The sequence below is a fragment of the Paenibacillus sp. IHB B 3084 genome, assembly GCF_001447315.1.
In the GTDB taxonomy this organism is placed as follows: Bacteria; Bacillota; Bacilli; order Paenibacillales; family Paenibacillaceae; genus Paenibacillus.
Genome location: NZ_CP013203.1, coordinates 36039 through 51281 on the forward strand (window position 1 = coordinate 36039; position 15243 = coordinate 51281).

General features: G+C 45.4%; 15 protein-coding genes and 3 pseudogenes. 4 read left to right on the forward strand and 14 right to left on the reverse strand.

All coding sequences use genetic code 11. The annotated features are described in order from the left end of the window. Positions 1-250 precede the first annotated feature (250 nt). Positions 251-1135 (forward strand): hypothetical protein, encoded by an 885-nt coding sequence (locus ASL14_RS00180; RefSeq protein ID WP_134909812.1) that lies wholly within the window; start codon positions 251-253, stop codon positions 1133-1135. 45 nt (positions 1136-1180) lie between these two features. Here the strand turns inward: ASL14_RS00180 and ASL14_RS00185 are convergent, their stop codons facing one another. From ASL14_RS00185 to ASL14_RS00225, 9 genes and pseudogenes are all read right to left on the reverse strand, one after another. Further along, entirely contained in the window at positions 1181-2266 is a 1086-nt protein-coding gene (locus tag ASL14_RS00185; protein WP_134909813.1) for an RNA-guided endonuclease InsQ/TnpB family protein, read from the reverse strand. Continuing rightward, complete coding sequence (locus ASL14_RS29425; protein ID WP_223264145.1) at positions 2266-2454, reverse strand: transposase; 189 nt, start codon at positions 2452-2454, stop codon at positions 2266-2268. The genes ASL14_RS00185 and ASL14_RS29425 overlap by 1 nt, the downstream gene beginning before the upstream one ends. A gap of 137 nt (positions 2455-2591) precedes the next feature. Next, complete coding sequence (locus ASL14_RS00195) at positions 2592-3080, reverse strand: hypothetical protein (protein WP_134914315.1); 489 nt, start codon at positions 3078-3080, stop codon at positions 2592-2594. A 158-nt stretch (positions 3081-3238) separates the two neighbouring features. Next, positions 3239-3601: a response regulator gene (locus ASL14_RS00200; RefSeq protein ID WP_025683614.1), complete on the reverse strand. Its 363-nt coding sequence runs from the start codon at positions 3599-3601 to the stop codon at positions 3239-3241. Between the two features lie 798 nt (positions 3602-4399). Then, entirely contained in the window at positions 4400-5395 is a 996-nt protein-coding gene (locus ASL14_RS00205; protein ID WP_134909815.1) for a metal ABC transporter substrate-binding protein, read from the reverse strand. 50 nt (positions 5396-5445) lie between these two features. Beyond that, the gene (locus tag ASL14_RS00210) at positions 5446-6294 is read right to left on the reverse strand and encodes a metal ABC transporter permease (RefSeq protein ID WP_134909817.1); all 849 of its coding nucleotides are present in this window, start codon (positions 6292-6294) and stop codon (positions 5446-5448) included. Beyond that, positions 6240-6947 carry a metal ABC transporter ATP-binding protein gene (locus ASL14_RS00215; protein WP_134909819.1) on the reverse strand — a complete coding sequence of 236 codons (708 nt, stop codon included), beginning with the start codon at positions 6945-6947 and terminating at the stop codon, positions 6240-6242. The genes ASL14_RS00210 and ASL14_RS00215 overlap by 55 nt, the downstream gene beginning before the upstream one ends. Positions 6948-7163: 216 nt before the next feature. Then, positions 7164-7448, reverse strand: a pseudogene (locus ASL14_RS00220) (ABC transporter substrate-binding protein); the annotation flags it as partial. Between the two features lie 82 nt (positions 7449-7530). Then, a complete protein-coding gene (locus tag ASL14_RS00225) occupies positions 7531-8598 on the reverse strand; it encodes a CobW family GTP-binding protein (protein WP_134909821.1) in 1068 nt (355 codons plus the stop codon). A gap of 233 nt (positions 8599-8831) precedes the next feature. Here ASL14_RS00225 and ASL14_RS00230 point away from each other — a divergent pair, with 233 nt between their 5' ends. The 3 genes and pseudogenes from ASL14_RS00230 to ASL14_RS00240 all read left to right on the forward strand — a co-directional run bounded on the left by ASL14_RS00230 (position 8832) and on the right by ASL14_RS00240 (position 11946). Beyond that, positions 8832-9833 (forward strand): permease, encoded by a 1002-nt coding sequence (locus ASL14_RS00230; RefSeq protein WP_134909822.1) that lies wholly within the window; start codon positions 8832-8834, stop codon positions 9831-9833. Between the two features lie 8 nt (positions 9834-9841). Next, positions 9842-10819, forward strand: coding sequence for a TIGR03943 family putative permease subunit (locus ASL14_RS00235; RefSeq protein ID WP_134909824.1), 978 nt, complete (start codon positions 9842-9844; stop codon positions 10817-10819). Between the two features lie 18 nt (positions 10820-10837). Beyond that, positions 10838-11946, forward strand: a pseudogene (locus tag ASL14_RS00240) (CobW family GTP-binding protein). A 111-nt stretch (positions 11947-12057) separates the two neighbouring features. Here ASL14_RS00240 and ASL14_RS00245 read toward each other — a convergent pair. The 5 genes and pseudogenes from ASL14_RS00245 to ASL14_RS00265 all read right to left on the reverse strand — a co-directional run. Continuing rightward, a pseudogene (locus ASL14_RS00245) lies at positions 12058-12300 on the reverse strand (type B 50S ribosomal protein L31); the annotation flags it as partial. Positions 12301-12317: 17 nt separating this feature from the next. Continuing rightward, positions 12318-12608, reverse strand: a complete 291-nt coding sequence (locus ASL14_RS27580) for a hypothetical protein (protein WP_223264148.1) — start codon at positions 12606-12608, stop codon at positions 12318-12320. Positions 12609-12883: 275 nt separating this feature from the next. After that, a complete protein-coding gene (gene rpmG, locus ASL14_RS00255; protein WP_007430271.1) occupies positions 12884-13033 on the reverse strand; it encodes a 50S ribosomal protein L33 in 150 nt (49 codons plus the stop codon). Positions 13034-13101: 68 nt separating this feature from the next. Further along, positions 13102-13671, reverse strand: coding sequence for a hypothetical protein (locus ASL14_RS00260; RefSeq protein ID WP_134909826.1), 570 nt, complete (start codon positions 13669-13671; stop codon positions 13102-13104). 80 nt (positions 13672-13751) lie between these two features. Further along, positions 13752-15134 (reverse strand): MFS transporter, encoded by a 1383-nt coding sequence (locus ASL14_RS00265; protein ID WP_134909828.1) that lies wholly within the window; start codon positions 15132-15134, stop codon positions 13752-13754. Positions 15135-15243: the final 109 nt, after the last annotated feature.

A 15243-nucleotide genomic window follows, 5' to 3' on the forward strand; every position in this document is an offset into this window, starting at 1 on the left:
GATACTCTCAGGGGATTATTTAACACGCTTTGACATCAAAAAATGGATCTTCCCAATCGTAATTCCAGCCCATATGCAATAGAACATCATAGCATTAAAGCCTATATCCTGGAACGTAGAATATTCCAAACTCCAATATATATGGGTTTTATAAACATTTATTTATAAATATAGGCATTAATGTTTAGACATTACTTTTCATTTTTTGTAGTCTTGGTAAGAAAATAAAATTTAAAGGAGTGTAATGATTATGAAATTTGTAAAGCTAACTTTATTCACGATGGTTTGGATGATGGTTCTCTTTTTTAGTACTAGCCACAGCATATATGCCGCGGCTACGGGGGATGTCCTTAATAAACCGGAAGATGGATGGTCTCGTTATGAAGCGAATACGCCCGAAATCACCTATCTTGGTGGTAATTGGTTTCGTGATAATACCGGCCCAATAACCTGGACTTCTCCCTGGCAAAAATCTGGAACAAGTCTAAAGTTTAATTTTAAAGGTACTAAATTAAGATTAATTTCTACCACTTGGTGGTCTGGTTCTAGCAGCATTGATGTCATTATAGATGGTGTTAAGGTTAATAACTTTTCTTTGACTGGAAGTGACGTAGCAGCCCGTAAAATCATGTACGAAAAATTAAACTTGCCTCAAGGAGAGCACTCTGTTGAATTTGTAAATAATACACCCAACTATTTATTTATATATGCAATTGATACTGATGGGTCGTTACTTCCCTTTAAACCTGTCGAGGTAGCGCCAACTCCTGAACCGTCTGAACCAACTAAACCTTCCGAACCGTCTGAACCGTCAAAGCCCTCTGAACCATCCGAACCCTCACAGCCGAGTGGTGACCGTGCAATTCTGGTTGTGACTATGGATAACGGGCTTGAAAAAGAATTTGATATAAGCAAGAAGGAGCTTGCCTCTTTCATTCAGTGGTATGACGCTAAAGATGCTGGACGGGGTGCTTCCTTCTTCGCCATTGATAGACATACCAATAACAAGGGCCCTTTCAACAGCCGCAAAGACTATGTAATATTCAATAAAATTTTGACGTTCGAAGTAAACGAATATTCATGTGAACCTCTCTCCAAAGAATTGGAGAGCTTCTCAAATCATCAGGACTCGTAACCTCGTCCCTCCTTGAAGGCTAGTTCCTAGCCTGATTGCGTTAGATTAAGATACGTTCTGCAAGGCTAGTTTCAATATATTAATAGCTGCATTTTCATCCCGATCTGCAACGTATCCGCAAGGACATTGATGGACACGAACAGCAAGTGATTTTTTGACGATTTCTCCGCAGTTGGAGCATCGCTGCGATGTGCCCGATGGATTCACTTGCACAACCTGACGACCGGCGCTTTCAGCCTTGTACGTCACGAATTGAATAAGTTGATTCCATCCGCTATCTGCAATGCTTTTGGCAAGATGATGGTTCTTGACCATCCCTTGTATATTCAAGTCCTCGAAGGCAATCAGTCCATATTTATTGATCAACTTTCGCGATTCTTTATGAGCATAATCCTTACGTTGATTTGCTACTTTCTCATGGAGTCTGGCTAGGTTGCGCACAGCTTTACGCCGGCGGTTTGAACCACGCTTTTTCTTCGAGACCGCACGTTGCTTTCGTTTCAGTTTTTCTTCGCTTTTACGAAGAAATTTCGGTGACTCTATTCTCTCGCCATCTGATGTTACCGCAAGTTGGGACACGCCAAGGTCAATGCCAATCTGCTTTTCTGATGCTGGAAGGTGTTTGCTTTCGACTTCACAAGAAAAACAGGCGTAATATTTGCCATTCTTAACCATGATGGTACACGTCTTGATCGTTCCTTGCGGCTGCCGATGAAGTCGGATGCGTACATCACCGATCTTGGAAAGCACAAGTTGCTTTCCTTCTATGGAAAACCCACTCTGCGGGTAGGTAAAGGAGTTGTACTGGCTTTCAGGCTTGAATCTCGGAAAGCCCGCTTTCTCGCCATTTTTGACGCGGCGAAAAAAGGCTTGGTACGCCTTATCCAACCGCTCAACGACATTTTGAAGGACTTGGGAATGGACGTTTTTGAGTTCAGGTATGTACCGTTTTCTCTCTGGCAACGTTGCTTTTTGCTCGTAATAGGTAAGACTCTGCCCCGTTTGCTCGTAAGCAGCGATTCGTTCGGCGAGCAAACGATTATAGAGGAGACGGCAACGTTCCAGCGCGAAATGAATGTACCCTTGCTCCTCTTTGGTTGGATATAGACGGAATTTATAGGTTCTCTGCATTAGCCGTCTCCTTTCTTTTGATTTTCGATGTATTTCTTTATGGCTTGTTCGGAGATAGAACCAATGGTTTCAATGAAAAAGCTGCTGTTCCAGAGGTGTCCACCCCATACAGTTCTTAATATTAAAAGAGTGGCAAGCCTCCAAGTGATAAGGGGCTTGCCATTTAACGTTCTGATTGACAGGTACATTGACCCACAATCGAGTAGATTGACTAGAATATCTTCCCTCCAAATGAGGCTTACTGAAAATGGCGAAGAGGGCAGACTGATTGTCGCAATGCGGCAGCGGCTACTTACTTCTCCAGAATTAAACTGCTAGTGCGGGATTAAAATTCGTAGGTGGACAGCTTGATATCCTCTTTATTCAAACTTTTCAACGGATAGGCTGGGCCATTCCAATAAGTCAGAATATCAACAGGCTTGTTAGCACTATGCTCTTGTAACATAAGAGATAATTCAGGTAACAAATGCGGAAGCTGGTATGAGCTTGTTATAAAATGATACTCTTCCGGACTTTCACATTCTTCAGCTCTGTAAAAAACAAAGTAACCCTCGGTGTTGTCCCCGATGAGTACAATATAACGAGCAAGAAAAATAATTTCACCATTGGAAAAGGGAATGGAGTGTGTCGCATTAGGAATTAAATCCGTTTCCATCCCCTCTATACGCGCGGTAAGCTCACTGTTAAGAGCATCTATTCTTTCTCGTTGCTCGCTAATGAGCTGTTCATAGCTTACAGGGACAAGCCCTCCTTTCTTAATCGTAGTGATCAGTTCATCGATAAATACTTTTTGAGATAAAACCCGATTGCTCATCCTATTCATCTCCACATTCATTTAAATCACAGCCCTCTTACTCATTTTCAAGATGCTTTATATTTATGTAAATTAAAATCCTATGTCATAGAAATGCTCTCTTGTTCAACTTATGGATTGCAGCCATCATCATGAATGGGTACGGTTAACCCGATTAATCAACTACCAAATATTTTTGTGATTGCATTCACAACTCTCTCCATTTGAAATGGTTTAACAATAAAATCCTTTGCACCTGCCTGAAATGCTTTGATAATCGCTTCTTGCTGACCCAAAGCAGAGCACATTAAAATTTTAGCCTCGGGATCAAGCCCTATAATCTTTTCAACAGCCTCAAGTCCATCCATCTTGGGCATATTGATATCCATGGTGATTAGATCGGGACGAAGGTTCGAGTATTTCAAAACAGCATCATACCCATTTTCCGCCTCCGCAATAACAGAGTGACCCAAATCCAAAAAAATATCCTTAAGTACAGATCGCATAAATAAAGAATCGTCGACGACTATAATTGTTGCCAAGGTTAATCTCTCCTGTCGTTTTATATATCGTACTTCTTCATTCAGATGCTGACTGCTGAACAAAATGCATATCCAAGTTTCAATATCGGTGAAATAATAACTGAAGTTAATAGAAAAAATCTGTAAAAATAAAAACGCTACCATAGGATTACAAACGGAATTTCAAACTAGATACTATTGAATTAGTTTTCAAAAATCGTTTCACAATGACGTAATTCATTCCTGTAGTGTGAAGATCACAAAGTACTAGGTATCCTTTGGAACCTTAGCACTATATAAGCTGAATTTAAAAATTACCTATCGTGCCACTCCGCAGACGGATGGTACTTTCTTGTACAGCACCATTCCGCCTACTCCGTTTTCATGTGAATTTGTGAACCCGTTCTGATTAACAATTTCTACTTTTTTAGGATTCTTAACTTTAGAATATGTAGCCTATATTATAATGTTTCAACTCTAGATAAGCTTGTAAAAAATACAGACAGGCTGCTAACTCCGCGATTAAATCTTGATAGTCCATTATTTGGTATTTATTTATTATTGTGTATTTATAACTTGAACTCGAAAGATGCATATTAAAACGAAGTAGCTGGAATGGTGCTGTACAAGCGAAGCGGTCGCTTTTGTCCCCGGATTTCTATCCTCATTATAGGCTTTGTTCAAGAAATCCGGGGGCGGGGGCGGGGGCGATGGGAAGCACCATCCAGATGCGCAGTGGCACGATAGGTAACTTTTGAGTTCAGCTTATATAGACATAAAAAACTGACACCGGAGTCGTTCCAATGTCAGTTTACAGTCTTATTCATTCAGGGCCTTTTTCAAAGCCTCCATGTTGTTTTTCATAACGCCAAGGTAGTCGAGATTCTTCTGCTTGTCTTCATCCGTCAGTCCTTCGAGCGGGTTCAGTACATCGATTTTTGCACCGATTTCAGTAGCTACGGTCTCAGCGACCTTCGGATCAACAAGAGTTTCAAAGAAAATCGTTTTAACATTATTTTCTTTGGCAAATTTGATAATACCCGCCAGCTTGTCCGGTGTAGGCTCTTGCTCCGGAGATAATCCAGCAATTGGTACTTGGGTCAGACCATATTGCTTAGCCAAATAACCAAAAGCAGCATGCTGCGTAATAAAGTCTTTACGTTTTACATCTTTCAGACCTGTTTTGAACTCGGTATCCAGCTCTTTCAGCTTGGCGATGTAAGCATCAGCATTTTTCTCATAATCAGCTTTGTTTGCAGAATCTGCAGAGATAAGACCCGCTTTAATGGACTCTACTTCCTTTTGGGCCAAGACTGGATCAAGCCATACATGAGGGTCCAGCACATGATCGTGAGCATGGCCTTCCTCTGCGTGCGCTTCTCCTTCTTCCTCCTCAGCAGTACCTTCCATCAGGTTCAGCCCTTTGCTTGCTTCAACCACAACACGCTTGTCGTTAGACGCACTGCTCAAAGCCTGCTCTGCCCAGCCTTCGACGATACCGTTATATACAAAAACGTCGGCATCCTTCACCTGTGCCATATCTTTGGCGCTTGGCTCCCAGTCATGCGGCTCAGCACCAGCAGGAATCAGCGCAGTTACATCAGCATGATCTCCAGCGACCTGCTTTGTAAACTCATACATCGGATAAAAAGTGGTAACCACTTTCAGCTTTTTGCCGCTGTCCGTCGTTTGTGCCTGATTCGGCTCGGTTTGGGGAGTGTTGGTAGCTGTATTATCAGATTTGGCTCCGCAGCCGGACAAAATAAGTACCAGCCCCGCAGACAATACGAATGATTTTTTGAACCATGTATTCATGTTCATAGCTCCTTTATTTGTTTGGTTTTTCAGAATACGAACTGTTTCATTCACTGGCGTGCTGCATTCTTCTGCCGGAAAGCCTGCTGCTTACCCAACTTGCGGACCAGCTTTTGAATACCGATTCCCACGATCAGGAATAATAACAGCACCATGGCAATCGTCCCCCCCGGGGGTGTACTCAGTTCATACGATGCAGTTAAACCCGAAAATACCCCGATCAATGCGGTCACCATAGATATCCAGATGGCTGCGGCAAAGCTCGGTGCAATTCGAATCGCCAATGCAGCCGGTAACACGATCAGTGAGGAGACAAGCAACACACCGACAATCGGCATTGCAGCGGCTACAATCATCCCTGTCAAAATGCTAAACGCAAATGAAATGGATTTGACAGGAAGGCCGTTTGTCTTCGCCGTTTCTTCATCAAAGGTAATCTGATACAAAGGACGCCGGAATACGAAAAAGAAAATACCCCCGATCACAGCCACTGCGATCATCAACATCAGCTCTGTCTGATTAACCGCCACCACTGAACCGAACAAATAAGCGGAAAATCCTTTATTAATACTCTGATTCAGGTTCATTAAAATAACAGCCGTCGACAGGCCGCCTACCATAATAATGGCCACAGAAATCTCACTGTACGTTTTATAAGACCTGCGGACGTATTCAACGATAATCGCTCCGATTATAGCTACGATAAAACCAGTTATCGTCGGATTAATGCCCAGATAGGCACCCGCTGCCACCCCTGCCAGCGATACATGCGATAGCATGTCCGCCATCAGAGCCTGACGCCGCAGCATCAGGTACACTCCAAGCACCGAGGCCAGCAGTGCAATTACCCCACCGGCACAAAATGCCCGCTGCATGAAGTCGTAGTGCAGCATTTCCATCCGCCATCTTCCTTCCTCTCAAGCTCAATAATACGATCCAGATAATGTTGCACTTCCGATAATCCATGGGTAACCATGACTACAGTTCTTCCATATTCCTTAACCTGCTGATTCATCAGATCGTAGAAGTGATGGCGGCTTTCCTGATCCATTCCGGTCGTGGGCTCATCCAAAATGAGCAAATCCGATTCCTGAGCAAGCGCTCGTGCCACACAAATACGCTGCTTCTGTCCACCGGACAGCTCGCCGATTTTACGATGACGCAAATCCCACATACCTACCTGACGAAGCGCCTGCTCTGTCAGATCATGATCCTCGGGCCGCATACGGCGCAACCACGAGCCATGAGTGTATCTTCCGGAACGGACAAACTCCAGAATGGTACTTGGAAATCCACCATTAAAAGCAGCAATTTGCTGCGATACGAATCCAACAACAAGCTTCTTACCCTCACCTGTACGGTCGGACATAAACACCTTGCCCTTCCAAGGTTGAAGCAAACCGAGCAACAACTTGAGCATTGTCGATTTGGAAGCCCCATTCGGCCCGGTAATGGCCACAAATTCGCCAGAAAAAATTTCAACATCGGCATCCACCAGATTAGGAACGTCCCCGTAGCCAAATGTAACTTGTTCCAGTGAGGCTAATAACATGACGCAAATCTCCCTTTCCTTTAAAAAGCCTGGAGCCATCTGAACGATTTACCTCCGCGCAGATTCTCCAGGTCGTTTATTCTCATGAAACCATCTACCGTAATTATTACGATTTGATAATAAAAAAACAAGCGTTTGATAAACGTAACCTTTACGCATTAGCAAGTTTAACAGTTTAGGAAAGGTTCGTCAATGTTTTGCAAATCTTTTGTTCGTTTACTTTACTTTGTCCGGGTATAGGCCGGAAGCCAAGGTTTTCAGCGCAATCGGCGCACGCACCCCTTTAGCCGCTGCGGACAAAGGCAGCACTACAAATCGTTTGTTTTTGATCGCTTCCACACCAGCCAGCGCGGGCTTGCTTAGCAGAAGCTTTTCTTTGTCCGCCAGCGAGGTATCTCCATAATCCAGAATCACAATCACGTCAGGATTACGCTTCACGACTTCTTCCCAGCTTACCTCGGCAAAGCTTTTGTCCACATCATCAAAAATATTTTGGCCTTTTCTACAGTACCGAAAGCAGGTTTTCCAGCTACGTTAGCGCGAGAATTATGTTTTGACGGATAAATGTCGCTAGTTCCTGGGGTCATAAACCAGTCAATGGCTTTTCGGCCGCTTCCAGCTTTCTCAACCGTTCTTCAATCTCGGAAGCAGAGAAATTTTCGCCCATGACGACGGCTACATCATTCACCGGCTTTTGCGGGCGAATCGGAATGATTTCCAGCTCCCGGTAGGCAAACTGGAACATCATCTGACCCTCTGATTCCAGAAAACGCACAATTCCTTTGGCTCGGTAAATTTCAGCAGGCAAACTGCGGAACAACTGTTCAAACTCGGAGCGTGGCACAGGTTGTTCAAAGAAATGCGTATGAACAACTACATGGTCGTAGGAATGATAATGCTCCCCATGTTCGTGGTCATGATCGTGTTCATGGTGATGGTCTGCATGGTCATCATGAGCGTGAGCGTGCAGATGATTTTCCAAATGATGATGATCATTTCCGCTATCGGCTGTGGACTCCTTTTGTCGCGAAACGTCCATACGATTCTCTCTCTGAATGGAAAAAAAAGTATCCGCGTCCACGTCGCTCCGTTGCGTGCTCACCGTCAGCGCATACGGATTTAATTCTTTTACGAGGACCTGTACCTTCTGCAACTCCCCCGCAGCCAATAAATCGGTCTTGTTAATAATCAGCTTGGAAGCGCATCGCAGCTGATCCTGCATCAAGCGATGTGACTTGCTTCTCTCGTTACCCGAGGCAAAATCCAGAAATTGACGCGCATCCACCACCGTAATAACGGATTGTAAAATCATTGAGGAATAGATGGAGGCATCTGTCACCGCATCTACAATTTCCAGCGGATTAGCCACTCCGGTACATTCAACGATAATCACGTCCGGCTTATATTCCTCGGCAAGATTCATCAGCTCCACGCCTAAATCTCCGCGAATGGTACAGCATATGCAACCACTAAGCATTTCCTTCATGGGAGCCTGACCGTTCACCAAACTGCCGTCCAAATTAACATCACCCAACTCATTCATCAAAATAGCCGGCTTGAGCCCCTGCCCTTTATAATAAGCCAGCGCATGCTGAAGAAGAGTTGTTTTACCGCTGCCCAGAAATCCGGATAAAACAACAATCGGTATCATAAAATCCTCCTTGTCTTTACAACGTTTTAATAAGGATCGTACCGTAAAAATTTCCTTCTTGCAATCGTTTAGTGATATTTAATAGTAATAATTACTATTAATGAACATAAATATATATGAATACGCTCGGATTTGTCAATTAGGGGGTGTTTCAAGCACGATTCAGCGGTCATGTTTGTCCCATTGCAGGCATAGGATGTAGACAAGAACCCTTATTCCCAAGGAGACGTAGAATGAAAAACAGTACGCTGTTGAAGATGCTGCCTTTTATGATTCCGTTTGCCTTTCTCATCCCTGTGCTTGTTACGCTATCTCCCCGGTGGCTTCGTTCGTTAGATATGAGTCAGCTACAACCGTTAAAAACGGTATTTATGGGTATTTTTCTGGAAGCCGTCCCGTTTCTCCTTATCGGTGTGCTCGTTTCATCCCTTTTGCAATGGCTCGTACCGGAAACATGGATCCGCAAAATAGCGCCTGCGCATCCTGTGCCAGGTGTTCTGCTGGCCTCCTTGCTGGGTCTGCTGTTTCCCATCTGTGAATGCGGTATGATCCCTGTCGTTCGCCAATTGATGCTCAAGGGAATGCCTGCCTATATGGGCATCACCTTTATTTTAAGCGGGCCGATTCTCAATCCTGTGGTGCTGGCTGCGACGATGATGGCGTTTCCTTCCCATCCCGAGGTCACTGCCGTTCGAATGGGGCTGGCCTTTGTCGTTTCTGCGATTATCGGGCTGATCGTGTATGCCTTTGTGCGTGTGCACCCGCTCAAACGGTCGTTGCTCTCTTTTAACCAGCAAAAGCAGAACAACCAGACTCATCGGCATAATCGCACATGGCGGGGCTTTTTTGTACATGCTGGCGACGAGTTTTTGGACATGAGTAAATATCTCATTATCGGTGCGTTGCTGACAGCCTGCATCCAGACCTTTATCCCGCGTGATGAAATGCTTTCGTTAAGCGGTGGAACGGCCAGCTCGTACGCCTTTATGATGGGCTTTGCCTACGTCCTGTCGCTATGCTCCACCTCCGATGCCTTCGTCGCTACTGCTTTTTCGCATACCTTTACACTGGGGCCGCTGGCATCCTTTCTTGTACTCGGCCCGATGCTGGATTTCAAAGGCACACTCATGCTGCTAAGCACCTTCCGCACCAAATTTGTCGCCGTCCTGTGCTTGCTCATTGTTTCGCTTGTCCTGGTGGGCTCTATAGCTGCTGAATGGTTGTTGGGGAGGTGATTACGAACGTGAATTCAACCTTTAGCATTCGCTGGCAGTATGGCATGCGCTCCTTGCTCATGATTGGATTGGCTGTGTATATCATCACATTGAGTCAATCGAATTCCCTTCATTACTACTTGGCTCCACAAATGCAAAAGCTGCTCCTGCTCTGCCCCGTACCCCTGCTGTTTATCGCCTTGGCTATGGCGTGGCACGGCATAGCCGGGGAGCAGGAAGGCGAGGATTTATGTGATTGTGAGCATCCGTTGCCACAAAGCTGGGTCAAAAAAACACTTGTATACGGAATGCTTCTTATTCCGCTACTATTCGCTTCTCTGCTGCCCAATCAGGCGCTCGGCAGTGATATGGCGGCCAAAAAAGGCATGTCCTTCACGTATCCCAACCCGGATATCCGGCGCAAAACAGATATACAGACCACAAAAGCACCGGAAGTTTCCATGTTACCAACTGGATCTTCTACTCCAGCTTCACTCCCTCCAGGGGGAAAATGGAGTCAGGAAACGCTGGATAAGCTGTTCGTTCCACCTGATAAATACAACGTAGAATTTGCCGAGCTGGCGAAACGTCTGTACCAGCAGCCGACCATACAGATCAAACCGGAGATTTTTTCCGAAACCATTGGAGCCATCGAATTGTATAAGCACGCTTTTGAAGGAAAAAAAGTGCAGGTGACAGGCTTTGTCTATAAAGACGGCAGCTTGCCGGGCAATGGTCTGTTTGCGGTGGGAAGGTTCCTCGTTATGTGCTGTACTGCCGATGCCATGCCTTTCGGGATCATCGTCCAATCAAAGAAGGCACCGTCCTTTGACAAGGATACGTGGGTGACTATTGAAGGAACATTACATGCCACACAAAAAGGCAATGTACCCGTGCTCGAAATTCGATCCGAGAAAATAACCGCTGTGGCACAGCCGGAATCCCCCTATGTTTATACTCAGGCCGACTCGGTAGCCACCTTTGATCGCTTGAATGCAGCACACTAAACTTATTAAGGAGGAAGAATGATGAACAAGGTTCCTGTGATTTTAATCAGTGGTTTTCTTGGAAGCGGCAAAACGACACTGCTTCTGCGCCTGTTAGCCCATACCCGGCGAATTCCGCTCCGTCCCGCTGTATTAATGAACGAAATGGGTGAACACGATGTAGACGGCGCCATTATTTCTGAGGAAATGCCTGACGTATCGGTGGAAGGACTGCTGGAGGGCTGCATTTGTTGCAGCAAAAGAAATGAGCTGGCAGGCGCTCTGCACACCCTGCTCAGTCAGGAGCCGGATCTGATCTTCATGGAAACCACCGGGGTAGCCAACCCTGAGCAAGTGCTGGAAGAGCTTCGTTCCCCGCTGCTGGCAGATCGGCTGTATCTGGTTCACAGCATCAGTGTTGTGGACGCTGAGCTTTTTCACGAATACAACAGCCGCTTCACCGCGGATAAGGAGCTGGTTCGAACCCTGCATGGGCAGCTTCGCACCGCAGACTTCATTGTGGTGAACAAGACGGATGTCGCAAGTAGCCATAAAGTGACGAAGGTCGTCAAGAGCATCCGCAAGCTCAACGATACGGCCAAGCTGCAAACCGCTGAATATAGCCGGGTTGACCTCGAACCACTGCTAGAGCCTGTTCTGGCTTCCGTATCCGTTGCCGCAAAACCTGTACAGGTAACTCAACCCACATCAGCACAGGCGCAGCGAACCGATGCAGTCGCAGCGTCCGTCCCTGTTTCCTCCAAAAGTATCGGACGACCTGGCAGTATCTCCAGAAGTACGGCATTTAAAGTCATTTCTACGCACAGTCATAGCCATAACCACGATGCCAACCAGCCCCATTCGTTTTCCCGTCTGGAGAGCTTAACGCTGCATCAATATTCTCCACAGCCGCTGGAAAAGGAACGATTGGAAAGTTTCCTGACCGGGCTTGGTTCCTCGCTGCTTCGGGCAAAAGGCTATTGCGTGCTTCCGCACGAAGGTACGATGCTTTTGCAATATTCAGGCAGTCACCTGGAGTGGCAACCCACTGCGCTCCCCGTGAGCCAGGGTATGTCACGCTCATTGGGGAGCAGCTTGACAAAGCATCCATTGCCGACCAATGGGAGCAGTGCTTTATTTCGCTTTAAAATGACAGGTCTGGATTAAGACAAAAAAACCTCCTGCAGATGCAAGAGGTTTTTTTTAAAGCGATGTTCACGAATTATTTGTATAATCCGTGAATATAACGCTCGTCTTGTTTTAAAGGTTATATTTTTGTTAAAGCGATCCACACGTCCACCGATATCCACGTTTCTTTGTTTACCAGTGAAGAACGGGTGGGAAGCGGAGCTGGTATCTACACGGATAACCGGGTATGTGTTGCCGTCTTCCCATTCCATCGTTTCTTGGGAATACTTAGTGGAAGCACTCAGGAAAGAGAATCCACAGCTAGGGTCCAAAAAGATAACTTTGTTCAATGTTGGATGAAGATCTTTTTTCATATTATTCACCTAAGCTTTCATATCATTTTTATTGGTTCAAACTCAAACGTACTGGCGCAATACTCCATCAGTTGGCAAAAGGAACGGTTATGTCCCAGAAAAAAAGACGACAGATCGTAACGATTGCGCTCAGGTTCGTAAACGACAAGCAAACGATGCCGCATATATCGCATCGCCCATTGCACGAACGCCCCCGATCTTTCGTCAGCCTTCATCGTTATATAAGCATATAGTGAATGGTCTTCCGGCTCGTCCCAAATGCTGACACCAGCATAGGAGAATTCGGTAGCCACGTGCTTTCGATTCAAAAGGCAAAGCGTACCATGCAGCTCGGCATCTATCATACAGCTATGAAAAAGGCCGTTTGCTTAGGTGCAAGCTTTATCTTTGGACGCTCTATCCACTGGACTAATTCAAGTTTTCGCCGGTTCCATAACGCAGGCTTTTGCAAACTTAACATGATTTCTTCATCATGAAGTGAAGAGACCATGCCATGGCACCTTTCATGAAGCCCTGTATCAGTAGAATTCAGGCTCCGTTCAGGATGCAAAACAATTTAGGTTGCTATGTAGCAAGCCCCAAATTATCTAGTTTCACGATGGATCGTGTACTTTTTCAGACGCGGAGAGTATTTTTTCATTTCAAGACGCTCCGGATGATTTCTTTTGTTCTTGGTTGTTGTATAGTTGCGGTCACCAGATTCGGTGCATGCCAAGGTAACAATTACGCGCATTTCTCTTCCTCCTTAAATGGAATACATGGTATACAATTACAATAGTAATTTTTACGATTAGTTCTATTCTATAATTCATGGTGCTCTTTGTCAACCTTTGACTGACGGTTTATCGCTTCTTCTACTGTATTCCAGCGATTACGGTACTGTGCCAGCTTCGGATGAAGTTCCAATGGTTCAGTCGAAAGTACCAATCTGACGTTTCTGATCCATTCATCGAACGAGGCATAGGATGCGCACAAATTAGCAGTTTCAGGACTTATATACAGAAAAAGCGGGGGAGTATATTTTTCCGCCAGAAAACGGATTGCTGCTTCAATCGGCGTATACTTTTTGCGTTTACCTTCCCAGCTCTCAATTACGACAGCACTCAAAGCCTGTTCCCGCTGCCACTCCCCAAGGTCGTCCACCCGCTTGTAATACGAGCGAACCGGCTGCTTCCACATTCTTCTGACTGTTTCCTCATGTAACGGGTATAGTACCAGTTTTTTAAAGGATAACGCAGCTCCTGTTTCAGCAAAAAGCTCCAGTTCCCTGGCTGTAATCTGCTCAAACGTATCATAATAGATCATAGTTCCTTTATGCGTCTCGACTGGAGGCTCATAGCCATAGGGTACATATTGAAGGTTTCTTGTCATGCCGGACACTCCATCCTTCCGTAGATGAACTTTTCCTTCTATATTATACCCTTGTTTTGGCATGAGTTTGCATAAAATGTTTATCCTTGCTGGGCAGCAGTCGTATTGCGGCGTGGGCCCCGGCGAAACTGCAAAGCGTAAAGTCCCATGGTTGCGAGCGCAATCAGCGCAAGAACCGTAAATATATTGCTAAAATTGAACACCTGCACGTTGGTTACGACAGGATTCAGATGAAAAGTAGACGAGGTATCTAGCGTTTTACCCAAAATACTGGTCGTAACTGCACCGGAAATAAAATTCAGCAGAGACAGTAATCCCATTCCAACACCAATCTGATCCCTCGACAAGGTGCGGGAAATCGTGTTAGACATGGCAATCTGCATAAAGGTTTGACCTACGTTTCCGAAAATAAGCAAAAATAAAATGAGATACGGAGACGCGCCCACAAAGGTAGACAAGCTGATAAAGCAGATAAACATAAGCGTAACTGCCGTGTAGACTAGAAATGAATTTCCTTTGCTATCGGCCAAACGCCCACCGCTTTTACCAAGCAACGCCGACGCAATGGCAGCCGGAAACATAATCAATCCAATCGTTGCAGGCGCAAGCTGATTGAGACTGTTCAGAAACTGCGGCGCCAGGTACGGCAGCCCAAAGCTGACCCCTGCTCCCAAAAAGGCTATAAACAATCCGTAAGAATATTGCTTGTTGCGGAACAGCTTGGGCTGAATGAATGGATCTTTAGCGGTAGTGATCCGCCATATAAACAGAGCAAACAGCACAATACCGACCAGAAAAAATATAATATTGCTTTGCGAAATGGAAAGCAACAAGAAGGCTACCGTTCCGCCCAGCAGCATTCCACCGAGAAAATCAAATTTCTGATTCTCTCCCCGCTGGTCGTCCAAATATTTGCGAAAGAACGGCAAGGCAATAAGCGGCAGCATGGAAATAATGAACAGAAAACGCCAGCTTGCAAAGCCTGTAATCAAACCGGAAATAATCGGAGCCAGCGCTGTACCCAGTGCCAATCCGATTGCAGTAATGCCCAAGGCGCGTCCTCTTTTTTCAGCAGAGAAATAACGGACAGGAACGATCATAGCTGTCGCCGGAATAACAGCAGCCCCTGCGGCCTGAAGCAAACGGGCTACAATCAGCATCCAAAATTGATTGGCTAACAGACCAATAAGCGAACCTAGTGCAAAAAAGATAATCCCAAACGTCAGTAAATCCTTGAGACGGTATTTATCCGCCAACTTACCGTAGGTCACGGAGCCAACCGCATACACAATCATATAACCGGTTAACAGCCAGCTCACATCGGAAGCACTAATATGAAACTCCTCGCGAATCACAGGCATGACTACATTAAACATAAAGGCGTTCATCACTGAAAAAACAAGTGTGAAGGCCAACACACGCATAAGCTTATCCGCATTGGGGTAAGTTTGTTCTTTTATCATCTCGTCTCTCCCTCTCCTGAAAAAACTATCTATGCTGCAGAGTTTTCTATAGCCACTCTCAGTCGGATGATGCTTCCCATCGCTACCGCTTCGCTTGTACAACACCATT

What these genes read in the sequence shown, in the direction of transcription:
- ASL14_RS29425 (WP_223264145.1), bottom strand. Translation starts at nt 2,454, where the DNA reads ATGTACCTGTCAATCAGAACGTTAAATGGCAAGCCCCTTATCACTTGG.
- ASL14_RS00195 (WP_134914315.1), bottom strand. Translation starts at nt 3,080, where the DNA reads ATGAGCAATCGGGTTTTATCTCAAAAAGTATTTATCGATGAACTGATC.
- ASL14_RS00265 (WP_134909828.1), bottom strand. Translation starts at nt 15,134, where the DNA reads ATGATAAAAGAACAAACTTACCCCAATGCGGATAAGCTTATGCGTGTG.
- ASL14_RS00210 (WP_134909817.1), bottom strand. Translation starts at nt 6,294, where the DNA reads ATGGAAATGCTGCACTACGACTTCATGCAGCGGGCATTTTGTGCCGGT.
- ASL14_RS00205 (WP_134909815.1), bottom strand. Translation starts at nt 5,395, where the DNA reads ATGAATACATGGTTCAAAAAATCATTCGTATTGTCTGCGGGGCTGGTA.
- ASL14_RS00215 (WP_134909819.1), bottom strand. Translation starts at nt 6,947, where the DNA reads ATGTTATTAGCCTCACTGGAACAAGTTACATTTGGCTACGGGGACGTT.
- rpmG (WP_007430271.1), bottom strand. Translation starts at nt 13,033, where the DNA reads ATGCGCGTAATTGTTACCTTGGCATGCACCGAATCTGGTGACCGCAAC.
- ASL14_RS00230 (WP_134909822.1), top strand. Translation starts at nt 8,832, where the DNA reads ATGAAAAACAGTACGCTGTTGAAGATGCTGCCTTTTATGATTCCGTTT.
- ASL14_RS00225 (WP_134909821.1), bottom strand. Translation starts at nt 8,598, where the DNA reads ATGATACCGATTGTTGTTTTATCCGGATTTCTGGGCAGCGGTAAAACA.
- ASL14_RS00260 (WP_134909826.1), bottom strand. Translation starts at nt 13,671, where the DNA reads ATGACAAGAAACCTTCAATATGTACCCTATGGCTATGAGCCTCCAGTC.
- ASL14_RS00180 (WP_134909812.1), top strand. Translation starts at nt 251, where the DNA reads ATGAAATTTGTAAAGCTAACTTTATTCACGATGGTTTGGATGATGGTT.
- ASL14_RS00185 (WP_134909813.1), bottom strand. Translation starts at nt 2,266, where the DNA reads ATGCAGAGAACCTATAAATTCCGTCTATATCCAACCAAAGAGGAGCAA.